Source organism: Rhizorhabdus sp. GW822-FHT03C02 (genome assembly GCF_058801765.1).
On record NZ_JBXANN010000019.1, the window covers coordinates 71,028 to 82,275 of the forward strand.

Consider the following 11,248-nt stretch of genomic DNA (forward strand, 5'->3'; position numbering starts at 1 on the left):
TCCATATTCGACAGGCCCCGCCGCAGCCGCTCACGCCGCCGGCTTGTCGCGCATCATCGCAACGATCGCGTCGCGTTCGAGCGGGCTGAGCGCGGGATTCCAGACATCGCCGATCAGCACGACGCGGATCTCGTCGCTGTCGTTCCACGCTTCATGCTCGATCATGTCGTCGAAGACGAGCGGCGTGCCGATGGTCCATCGGCGGGTCTCGGGGCCGACGCGCAGGCCGCTATGCGGCGGAACGATCAGCGGCCAATGCACGATCAGCCGGGCGTTGGAGATGCCCGTGTGCGGGGCGATCCGCGTGCGGGGTTCGAGCACCGAGAAATAGAGGCTGGGCGAGATCGATCCGAGCGCAGGGCTGTCGATGGCCCGATGCAACCGCATCGTTTCGGGACATGAAGCGGCATAATCGTCGTGGATCCGTCCGTTGCGGATCAGCGGGATCATCGACCATTTGCCCCGGGCCATCCTGTCGGCCGGGCGCGCCGTCGCGATGGCGTCGGGCAGCTTCGCGGCGACGAGGCGCAGAAATTCGTCGCGGACGATGTCGCTCCGCTCGGCAAGCCGATCGACGCCGGCAAAGGCCCCGGCGGGATGGAAGGCGCGGGAGCCCAGCCCGGCGACCATGAAGGCCGAGGCGGTTTCCGGCCCCGCATCGGCGTTGCGGATGATGCTGTCGCGGAAGGTTTCGATATGGTGGCGTTCCTCGCGGCTTGCCTGCGCCAGGGCGCCGTCTTCGCCCCAGCGGAACACCGACCGGTTCCAGCTTTCGGCTTCGGCGACGCGCCGTCGGGCGCGATCGAGCTGCGCGCGCACCGGATCGGGCAGCCGGGCCTGATCGGGCACGGCGCGCAATGCCTCGCGATAGGTACGGACGGCGCGGTCGATCGAGCCGACGGCATCGTGCAGGCTGCCCAGCATCAACAGCGCGAACGGGTTGCGCGGCGCCAATTCGACCGCCGAAGCGGCGGCCGCGAGCGCGCCCGGCAGGTCGGCGACCGAGCGGCGGGCGGCCGCGAGTTGCAGAAAGACGCCGGCGTCCGCCTGCCGCCTTTCGACGATGTCCTCGAGGATTCGGACGGCTCTCAGGCGATCGCCCGATCGCATCGCCTCGCCGGCCTCGATTTGAAGGGAATGCGCGCTGTCATAGCTCGTCACGGGTGCTCCAGGGGCGGATGTCGCCCATATTGAAACCCCAACGTGCGGTCCTTTAACTATCTGACCTTTTGAGATAAAAGCCCATTGCGGGGAAGCGGTGCGGCGGCACGACGAGCTGCGGATGGCCGGCTGGCGGACCGGGGCGCCGGTTCCGGCAACGCGCGGGCGTCATGCGCTCTCCCGCGATTTCGGTGCCTTGCCGACGGGGCATTCCACGTTCGATAGCGCTGGGTCTACCATGCCTTGCTTTCACCAGAGGGGGCTTCCACCGGATAGGCCGTGCCGATGCGATATGTTGTGGTTGCGACGATGGGGCTGTTTGCGGCGAGTGGTGCCGAGGCCTCCCCGGCGGGCCAGCAGCGCTATCAGGCGCTGCTGGCGCCCTATGCCTATAAATATGCGCAGGCGGACACCGCGGTTTACTGCGGCTTTCGGGACCGGCGCTGGTTCGACATGATCGTCGACCGCCTGCTGCAGGCGGTCGAGCGGGATGGCGCGGTCGCGGCCGCGCGCAGCCGGATCAGCGATGCCGAGCACGAAGCGACGACGATGGCCAATGTCCGCTATGAAAAGGGGCTGCGGCAAATCCTGCTGGGCAAGGATGCGCGGGTCGGCTGCGAGGCGCTCGAGGACAGCTTGTTGTCGGACGCGTTCTGGGCGCGCTGACGACGCCGGCTTGCGCGGTGTATTAGCCGGCTATACACCCTGCGGCTTGTTCGATCGAAGCCAATTCCCATCGAAGCTAATTCCCATCGAAGGTGGTCCTGATGCGCTCGTTCCTCGTCGCTTTGTCCCTCGCGCTGGCGCCGGCCGCGCTACATGCCGCCGAAGCCTATCCGCAGGGCAAGTTGCCCGATGCGGCAAAACCGGTCGCCTATCGGGTCGACCTGACCGTGGTGCCCGAGCAGGCGCGCTTCTCGGGCCATGTCGAGATCGACGTCGAGCTCAAGGCGGCGACCAGCTCGCTCTATCTGCACGGGCGCGACCTCAAGGTGGCGAAGGCGGCGGCGATTGTCGGCGGGGTATCGACTGCAGCCCAATATGCCGAGGTCGACCAGCTCGGAGTGGCGCGGCTCGATTTCGCCAAGCCGCTGCCGGCGGGCAAGGCGACGCTGGTGTTCGACTATGACGCGCCATTCGGGAGCAGCGCGTCGGGGCTCTATCATATCGAGGTCGGCGGCCAGTGGTATGCCTGGACCCAGTTCGAATCGATCGATGCCCGCGCCGCCTTTCCGAGCTTCGACGAGCCCGGGTTCAAGACCCCGTTCACAGTGTCGCTGACCACCAGGCCCGGCTTCACCACGGTCAGCAACGCCCCCGAGACCGGGACCGAGAAGATCGGCGAACTGGTCCGCCACCGGTTCGAGGCGACAAGGCCGCTGCCGACCTATCTGGTCGCGTTCATGGTCGGGCCGTTCGCGGTCGCCGAGGGCAGCGCCGCGCCGACCCCCGAGCGGGCGGCGCCGCTGCCGGTGCGGGTGGTCGCGACCCAGCCGAACAAGGACAAGATGGCCTATGGGCTCGAGAACACCGGCCCGATCGTCGGCCTGCTCGAAAAATATTTCGGCCGGGCCTTCCCGTTCCCCAAGCTCGATCAGATCGCTTCGCCGGTGATGCAGGGGGCGATGGAGAATGCCGGCGCCGACACCTATGGCGACGGCATCATCCTGCTCGAGAAGAACGCCCCGACCTGGCAGAAGCGGGGTTTCGGGATGGTCGTCGCGCATGAGCTGGCGCATCAATGGTTCGGCGATCTCGTCTCGCCGGCCTGGTGGGACGATATCTGGCTCAACGAGAGCTTCGCCAACTGGATGGGCTATCGGATCGGCAATGAATGGCAGCCCGATCTGAAGATCGGGGTCGGCGCGATCGACGAAGCCTTCACCGCGATGAACACCGACGCGCTCAAGGCAGGCCGTCCGATCCACCAGCCGATCCTCACCAATGGCGAGATCGACAGCGCGTTCGACGCGGTCACCTATGGCAAGGGCGGGCAGGTCGTCGCGATGATCGCCGCCTATCTGGGCGACGAGAAGTTCCGCGACGGGGTGCGGCTCCACCTCAACCGTTATGCCTATGGCAATGCCAGCACCGAGCAGTTCTTCGCATCTCTGGCCGAAGGCGCGCATGACCCGCGGGTGCTCGCCTCGCTCAAGAGCTTCGTCGACCTGCAGGGCGTGCCGGTGGTGCGGATTGAGCGCAAGGGCGAGACGCTGACCGTCGCCCAGAAGCGCTATGCGCTGTACGGCACCGCGGTCGCGCCGCAGAGCTGGACGATTCCGCTGTGCGTGCGGGTCGACCAGACCCGCAAATGCGAGCTGGTCGACAAGACCGAGGCGCTGATCCCAGGCTTCCCCGCGACCGGCGCGATCATGCCCAATGCCGGTGGCACCGGCTATTATCGCTTCTCGATGCGCGAGCCCGAATGGCGCGCGCTGATCGCCGATGCGGCGAAGCTCGAGCCCGGCGAGGCGCTGGCGCTGACCGACAGCCTGTGGGGCGCGTTCCGCGCGGGCGAGGTGTCGCCCGGGCTGCTGGTCGATGCGGCGGTGGCGATGGCCGCCAACCCCTATTCGGGCGCGGCGATCGACGGCGCCGGCCGGCTGGGCGGGCTGCGGGTGCGCGGGATGATCCCCGATGCGAGCCTGCCCGCCTATCGCGCGCTGATCGCCCGGGTGTTCGCGCCCAAGCTCAAGGCGATGGGGCTCGACCCGAAGGCGGGCGCCTATGCCGGAGAAGATCCCGATCGCCAGCAACTGCGCACCAATATCGTCGGCCTGCTCTCGGGCGAGGCGCATGACAAGGCGATCCAGGCAAAGCTGGCGGGTGCGGCCAGGGCCTATCTGGGCGGCGACAAGGCGGCGCTCGACCCGGCGCTGCTCGGCAATGCGCTGGGCGCCTATCTGGCGACCGGCAGCACCGCCGAGGTGAAGGCGCTGTACGAGAAGGCGGTCGCCAGCGAGGATCCGTTGTTCCGCGATGCCGGCATCGGCGCGCTGGGCGACACCGGCGATGTCGCGACCGGACGCTGGCTGATCGCGCAGCTGGGCGATAAGCGCCTGCGCAACAACGACCGGCTCGACCTGCTGCGGATGATGACGGTCGAGCCCGCGACCCGCGACCTGGCGTTCGACTGGATCAAGGCCAATTACGACAAGCTGGTCAAGGACAGTGGCATCTTCGTCGCCTCGAGCCTGCCGAACATGCCTTCGCGCTTCTGCTCGGTCGAGAAGGCCGCCGAGATCGAGACGGCGATCCGGCCGAAGGTCGACGCCTATAAGCGCGGTGCGCTCGCGCTCGATCGCAGCGTCGAACAGGTACGGTCGTGCGGACTGCTGCTGAAGGCGCGGAGCGCCGATCTGGCGGGGATGTTCGCAGGGAAATAGGGGCGATCATTTCCCACTGCGGTGCCATCCCAGCGAAGACTCGTAAGCGCCAAGTTTGCGAGTCAGCCCCGATTTCGTCATTCCGGCCCTCGGACGGAGCAAAGCCCGATCCGGGGGCGGGATGACGAGGGAGGAGAGGTTCAGCCCTCGACCAGCGCCTCGAGCGCCTTGCGCAGCGGGCTATGGGTGCTGGCTGCGGTCCCGTCGATGCCGAGGTCGAGCCGGCCATCGGGCCAGGTGCGCGAGCCGGCGAGGATATGGCGGGCGCCGCCGACGCAGTCGATCTTCACCAGCAGGCGCAGGTCGAAGCGCGGCAGGTCGGACGGTTCGAGGGCGAGTCCGTGGAGCAGGCCGGTCAGCGTGGCGAGGCGCTTGTCGCCCGGCGCGATCGCGATCGGGGGAGCGTGCCGCTCGATCGTCTCGGCGGTGATCGCGGCGCGGGTCGCCACCTGCTCGCCGACCAGATGCAGGGTCGCCGAGCGGATCTCGCAGCGCGACAGGGGATTGTCCATCGGGGTTCCTTTCGGCCCGGCACAGGCAGCGACGCCATAAGCGAGACCGCCGGCGGCGATCAACGCGATCGTCGCCCTGCCCGCACCCGTCAGCCCTGAGATGCGCATCGCCCGACCCCGGTCGTTCCGGCCGCCGCGCCGACCGTCGCGATCAGAACAGGTTCCGGAAGAAATCGAGGACGCGCTCGACGATCGAAGGTTCCGCCTTGGCGGGCGCGACCGTAGCCTGATGTTCGACCTCGGTGTGCGCGATCGACGAGTCCATCACCTTGGTCTCGCCATAATGGTCGGCCCGGGTCGGTTCGCGCAGGTCGTGGGCGATCGTGGTTTCCGAGCCGGTGATGACGCGCTTCTCTTCTGTGTTGTCGTAGCCGTCGCCGGTCGGGCGCGGATCGTCGAGGCCGTGCACCTCATGATCGATCTCGTGGATCAGGCCGAGCGCCGCCGACTGGGTGCCTTCGCCGCTGGTGACGGTCAGGCCCGATCGCGGATCCCAGTCGATCACCCCGGTGCTCGGGTCATATTGGTCGCCGCCATCATGGACGATGTGGATCTCGGACCCTTCGGGCAGATCGGCGAGCAGGTCGGTCGCGGTCTGCGAGACCGGATCACCCTGGGCATCGGTCTGCTGGAGATAGGCCAGGGTCTCTTTCAGGTCGGCGATGTCCTGCTTGCTCGCGCCGGTGACGGTGAAATCATCGACGGTCTTGAGCCCCCCGTCGTCCTTGGCATCGTCGTTCGCCGCCTGGGGGAGGCCCGCGCCAGCTTCGTCCATCAGCCGCGCCAGCGTGCCGGCCTCGACCGGGCTCAGGCTGAAGCCCGCCTCGGCGCGGGCCTGAAGCTGGGCGAGTTCGCTACTGCCTTCGGGCGCGACGCTCGAGCGCGATGGCGCAAGGTTGGCGGACAGGCCGAGATCGGCGCGGGTCGAGACAGCGGCAAGCGACATGGGACACCTCCTGCCGCATGGGATGCCCGAGCCGCGCGGATCGCGAAATAATCGAATCGTCTATCCCGACCGCAGGCTGGAACGATCGGCCGCTGCGGCACGGCGACGCCGTTTCAGGGGATCGCAGGAAATTCGATCTGCGGGGCGGCCTTGGGATCCGCCCGCGGTTCGCATCCCGCCAGATCGAAGAAGGATCTTGGAATATGATCCCGCTCGCCGTCGAGTGTCGAATGCCATGCAACGTCGGTGAGCGACGGGATGAACATGTGCATCGGCGCTATCCCGCCGGCCTTCGGAATATCGGCGTTGAATTCGTACCGGGCATCGGTGGTGAAGAATTCCATGTCCTGACGGATGCTCTGGATATCGAATGGCGAATTACGCTCGCGCACCCAGGCAAGATTGGTTTTGCCGTCGGTGCCGCCTTGCCAGGGGAGAAACCAGTATGACCTGCCTGTCCTGGCCACCCGCACCCGCAAGGCGAGGCCGACCCGCCAGTCTTGCTGCGCGGGGATCGGGTAGAAACGGGCGATGACGTCGGGATCGTCACGCAACCGATATTCGGCCTGTTGCACGGGGCATGACGCGAGGGACGTGACCAGAAGGGCAAAGGAGAGCAGCATTCGCGCATATTAGAGCGCGCCCGATCGCCCTGCCAGTCTCCGGCTTCGACGATCAGGGCTGCTTGTAGATCGCCCCGCCCTTCATGACGAAGCCGACCTTCCAGATCGCGGCAATGTCGGTCACCGGGTCGCCGTCGACGGCGACGAGATCGGCGAGCAGGCCGGGCTTCACCGCGCCGAGCCGGTCGCCGATCCCGAACATCGCGGCATTGCCCGATGTGGCGGCGCGCAGCACCTCGGCGGCGGGCATGCCGGCGGCGGCGAGCAGCACCATCTCGCGGGCGTTGGTGCCATGGGCATAGACCCCGACATCGCCGCCGACGCAGATCTTCACCCCCGCGGCGCGGGCGAGGCCGAGGGCGGCGCGGGCCTTGAGCACCGGTGCGGGCGCGGGCTCGGCGCCGGTCCAGCCGCGATAATGAGCGGTGGCGTCGGAGGCGGCGAGGGTCGGGCAATAGCCGGTGCCGCGATCGTGCATCAGCTTGAAGATCTCGGGGGTGCCGTCATAGCCATGTTCGATCGTGTCGACCCCGGCGAGGATCGCGCGGCGCATCCCTTCCTGGGTGCTCGAATGGGCGGCGACCAGCCGGCCGGCGCTGTGCGCGGCCTCGACCGCGGCGGTCATCTCGGCTTGGGTGAAGGTCGGGCGGCTCGGTTCGCCGGGGCGCCAGCGATAATCGGCATAGAGTTTGACGACGTCGGCGCCCGCCGCGATCTGGCCGCGGACCGCGCGCACCAGATCGGGGCCGTCGGCCTCCTCGGCGCCCTGGGGCACGACGACGCCCGGTTCATAGCCTTTGGGGCCATAGGCCCCGGTCGCGACCAGCGCGCGGGTCGCCACCAGCATGCGCGGGCCGGGGACGATGCCCTGTTCGATCGCCTGCTTGAGCCCGACATCGGCATAGCCCGCCCCCTCGGTGCCGAGATCGCGCACGGTGGTGAAGCCCGCCATCAGCGTCGCCTTCGCCGCGACCGTCGCCCGCGCGGTGCGCAAAGCAAGCGGCTCGTGGAGGACCTGATCGTCCCAGACCGTCTCGTTATAGGGGTGGAGGAAGAGGTGCGAATGGCCCTCGATCAAGCCGGGCAGCAGCGTCTTGCCGGGGAGATCGACGACGGTCGCGTCGCCAGCCTCGAGATCGGGGCCGACCGCGACGATCTTCTCCCCGCGCACCAGCACCATCCAGCCGGGATGCGGCCTGGGATCGATGCCGTCGAAGACCCGGGCGGGCTTGAGCAGCCAGGCGGTTTCGGCGGTGGCGAGCGACGGCATGATCAGCAGCAGGACGACCAGGAACAGACGCATGAAAATCCCTTCGATCTTGCGGTGCTCCCCTGCGCCGCATAGCCTCGCAACCATGCAGAAATCCGCCGCCCGCGCCAGCCTCATCGCCCTCTCGCTGGTCGCGTCGCCCGCGCTGGCCAAACCCGATATCGGCGCGTGGAAGGCGCAGGCCGCACGGGTGACGATCACCCGCGACGACTGGGGCATCGCGCATGTGAAGGGCAGGACCGACGCCGATGCGGTGTTCGGGATGATCTATGCCCAGGCCGAGGACGACTTCAACCGGATCGAGACCAACTATCTCGTCAATCTCGGCCGGCTCGCCGAGGCGGAGGGCGAGAGCGCGATCTGGCAGGACCTGCGCCAGCGGCTGTTCGTCGATCCGGCGGTGCTCAAGGCCGATTATGCGAAGAGCCCGCTGTGGCTGCAGAAGCTGATGACCGCCTGGGCGGCGGGGCTGAACTATTATCTCGCCACCCATCCCCAGGTGCATCCGCGGGTGCTGACCCGGTTCGAGCCATGGATGGCGCTGAGCTTCACCGAGGGCAGCATCGGCGGCGATATCGAGCGGGTGCCGCTGACCCAGCTCGAGGCCTTTTACGGCCGGAAGCAGCTGGCGATGACCGATGCCGAGAAGGGCATCGCCTATCGCGAGCCGCAGGGATCGAACGGCTTCGCGATCGCGCCGTCGCACACGCGCGACGGCCATGCGTTGTTGATGATCAACCCGCACACCAGCTTCTTCTTCCGATCCGAACTGCAGGTGCAGAGCGACGAGGGGCTCGACGCCTATGGCGCCGCGACCTGGGGGCAGTTCTTCATCTATCAGGGCTTCAACGCCAAAGCCGGCTGGATGCACACGTCGAGCGGGGTCGACAATGTCGACGAGTTCGCCGAGACGATCGAGAAGGCGGCCGACGGAGCGCTCGGCTATCGCTATGGCGCCGCGCTGCGGCCGGTGACGATCAAGCCGATCGTGCTGCGCTACCGCGCCCAGGACGGCACGCTCGCCGAGCGCAGTTTCACGACGTTCGCCACCCATCATGGCCCGATCGTGCGCGAGGCCGACGGCAAATGGATCGCCTTCGCGCTGATGAACAGGCCGGTGCCCGCGCTCGAGCAGAGCTTCCTGCGCACCAAGACCAGCGACCTCAAGAGCTTCCTCGACGTCGCGATGCGCAAGGCCAATTCGTCGAACGACACCTTGTTCGCCGACAGCAAGGGCGAGATCGCCTATCTTCATCCGCAGTTCGTGCCGATCCGCGACAATCGCTTCGACTATCGCAAGCCGGTCGACGGCAGCGATCCGGCGACCGACTGGAAGGGGCTGCACAGCCTCGCGAGCCTCCCGAGCGTGCTCGATCCCAAAAATGGCTGGACGTTCAATACCAACAACTGGCCGTGGACCGCGGCGGGCGCCGACAGCCCGAAGCGGTTCGCCTTTCCGCGCTATATGGACCAGGCCGGCGAGAATCCGCGCGGGCCGCATGCGCAGATGGTGCTCGGCGCGCGCAGCGATTTCACCCCCGAGACGATGATCGCCGCAGCCTATGATCCTTATCTGACCGCGTTCGCGCGGTTCGTGCCGCCGCTGATCGCCGCTTATGACCGGTTGCCCGAAGCCGACCGCCGCCGGTCCGAACTGGCGCCGGCGATCGCGATCTTCAGGGGGTGGGACTATCGCTGGTCGCGCGATTCGACCGCGACCTCGCTCGGCGTGTTCTGGGGTGAGGCGATGTGGCCCAAGGCCGCGCCTGCGGCAAAGGCGGCGGGGCTGTCGACCTGGGATTATGTCGCCGACCGGCTCGACGACGAGGCGAAGTTCGCCGCCCTCGCCGAAGCCGCCGACCGGCTGCGCCAGGATTTCGGCCGGGTCGACGTGCCGTGGGGCGAGATCAACCGCTTCCAGCGCAACGACGGCGCGATCGTCCAGCGCTTCGACGACGCCAAGCCGAGCATCGCCGTGCCGTTCACCGCCTCGCAATGGGGATCGCTCGCGGCGTTCGGGGCGAAGCGCTATCCCGGCACGAAGCGCTATTATGGGACGCTCGGCAACAGCTTCGTCGCCGCGGTCGAGTTCGGCCCGAGGGTGAAGGCGCTGGCGGTGAGCGCGGGCGGCGAGAGCGGCGATCCGGCCTCGCCGCATTTCAACGACCAGGCCGAGCGTTATGCCGCCGGCCGCCTGCGCCCGGTCTATTTCTACCCGGACGATCTCGTCGGGCATGTCGCGCGGCGCTACCGGCCGGGCGAATAGCGGGACGGGCGGTCGCGATCGTCGCGTCCTTCGTCGCGAAAGGTCAAGCCAGCCGGCGCGACAGCTGTCAGTCTGCCGGGAAGGGCCGTGTGCCGACAAGCATGGCCGACAGGAGATGATGATGAGCTTTGCCGTACGGAATCTCACGCCGCGAATCGGGACCGCGATCGACTCCGATCCCGCGACGCTGATGGCCGGCGCCCATGCCAAGGATATTCGCGAACTGCTCGAACAGCGCGGCGCGCTGGTCATCCCGGCGATCGACCTCAGCGACGAGCAGCAGCTGGTTTTCGCACGCACGCTCGGCGGGGTGATCGAGCAGGGCGAGAAGGGCATCTTCAAGGTGACCCTCGACACCGACGAGAATCCGATGGCCGATTATCTGCGCGGCACGGTGATGTGGCATTTCGACGGGTTCGGCGATGATGTGCCGACGCTGGCATCGATCCTCAGCGCGCGGCGGATCTCGCCGGTCGGCGGCCAGACCGAATTCGCCAACACCTATGCCGCCTGGGACGACCTGCCCGAGGACCGCAAGGCCGCGCTGGAGGGCTTGCGCGTCGTCCACAGGATGGAGGCGACCCAGCGCGACGTCTTTCCGAATCCGAGCGCCGAACAGAAGGCGGCCTGGGCGCGCTTCCCCGACAAGGTCCATCCGCTGGTGTGGACCCACCGGTCGGGGCGCAAGTCGCTGCTGCTCGGATCGAGTGCGTCGCATGTCGAGGGGATGGCGATGGCCGAGGGTCGCGCGCTGATCGACGAGCTGATGGCGTGGGCGACCCAGCCGAAATTCGTCTACCGCCATGAATGGACGGTCGGCGACGTGGTGATGTGGGACAATACCGGCGTGCTCCACCGGGTCGAGGCCTATCCCGCCGACAGCGGCCGGATGATGCACCGGACGACGCTGGTCGGCGAAGAGGCGATTATGTGAAGGGCTGAGGCGAAACGCTCGCCCGCTTGTCCCGTTCGTGTCGAGCGTAGGCGAGACACGCATCGGTGGTGGAACGTGTTGGGGTGGACGGCCCCCGACGGCATCGCAATGTGCCAGAATGAGGTTGTCGAGATCTCAAACGAGGAGGCC

The 11,248-nt window shown here is 67.6% G+C and carries 9 protein-coding genes; 4 read left to right on the top strand and 5 right to left on the bottom strand.

What is annotated here, in order from left to right:
- Nucleotides 1-30: 30 nt before the first annotated feature.
- Entirely contained in the window at nucleotides 31-1,161 is a 1,131-nt protein-coding gene (locus AC1RM6_RS28720; protein WP_493107778.1) for an aspartyl/asparaginyl beta-hydroxylase domain-containing protein, read from the bottom strand.
- A gap of 285 nt (nucleotides 1,162-1,446) precedes the next feature.
- Between AC1RM6_RS28720 and AC1RM6_RS28725 the strand changes: the two genes are divergently transcribed.
- On the top strand, nucleotides 1,447-1,827 hold the full coding sequence (locus tag AC1RM6_RS28725) for a hypothetical protein (RefSeq protein WP_493107780.1): 381 nt from the start codon (nucleotides 1,447-1,449) through the stop codon (nucleotides 1,825-1,827).
- A gap of 101 nt (nucleotides 1,828-1,928) precedes the next feature.
- Nucleotides 1,929-4,547, top strand: coding sequence for a M1 family metallopeptidase (locus AC1RM6_RS28730; RefSeq protein ID WP_493107782.1), 2,619 nt, complete (start codon nucleotides 1,929-1,931; stop codon nucleotides 4,545-4,547).
- A 140-nt stretch (nucleotides 4,548-4,687) separates the two neighbouring features.
- On the opposite strand, the gene AC1RM6_RS28735 is transcribed toward AC1RM6_RS28730, so the two are convergent.
- The 4 genes from AC1RM6_RS28735 to AC1RM6_RS28750 form a co-directional block, all read right to left on the bottom strand.
- Nucleotides 4,688-5,167: a hypothetical protein gene (locus AC1RM6_RS28735; protein WP_493107784.1), complete on the bottom strand. Its 480-nt coding sequence runs from the start codon at nucleotides 5,165-5,167 to the stop codon at nucleotides 4,688-4,690.
- Between the two features lie 43 nt (nucleotides 5,168-5,210).
- The gene (locus AC1RM6_RS28740; protein ID WP_493107786.1) at nucleotides 5,211-6,005 is read right to left on the bottom strand and encodes a hypothetical protein; all 795 of its coding nucleotides are present in this window, start codon (nucleotides 6,003-6,005) and stop codon (nucleotides 5,211-5,213) included.
- Nucleotides 6,006-6,118: 113 nt separating this feature from the next.
- Nucleotides 6,119-6,628, bottom strand: coding sequence for a hypothetical protein (locus AC1RM6_RS28745; RefSeq protein ID WP_493107788.1), 510 nt, complete (start codon nucleotides 6,626-6,628; stop codon nucleotides 6,119-6,121).
- Between the two features lie 52 nt (nucleotides 6,629-6,680).
- Nucleotides 6,681-7,931: a metal-dependent hydrolase family protein gene (locus tag AC1RM6_RS28750; protein ID WP_493107789.1), complete on the bottom strand. Its 1,251-nt coding sequence runs from the start codon at nucleotides 7,929-7,931 to the stop codon at nucleotides 6,681-6,683.
- A gap of 52 nt (nucleotides 7,932-7,983) precedes the next feature.
- Between AC1RM6_RS28750 and AC1RM6_RS28755 the strand changes: the two genes are divergently transcribed.
- Nucleotides 7,984-10,164: a penicillin acylase family protein gene (locus tag AC1RM6_RS28755; RefSeq protein WP_493107791.1), complete on the top strand. Its 2,181-nt coding sequence runs from the start codon at nucleotides 7,984-7,986 to the stop codon at nucleotides 10,162-10,164.
- A gap of 121 nt (nucleotides 10,165-10,285) precedes the next feature.
- Nucleotides 10,286-11,098, top strand: coding sequence for a TauD/TfdA dioxygenase family protein (locus AC1RM6_RS28760; protein ID WP_493107793.1), 813 nt, complete (start codon nucleotides 10,286-10,288; stop codon nucleotides 11,096-11,098).
- Nucleotides 11,099-11,248: the final 150 nt, after the last annotated feature.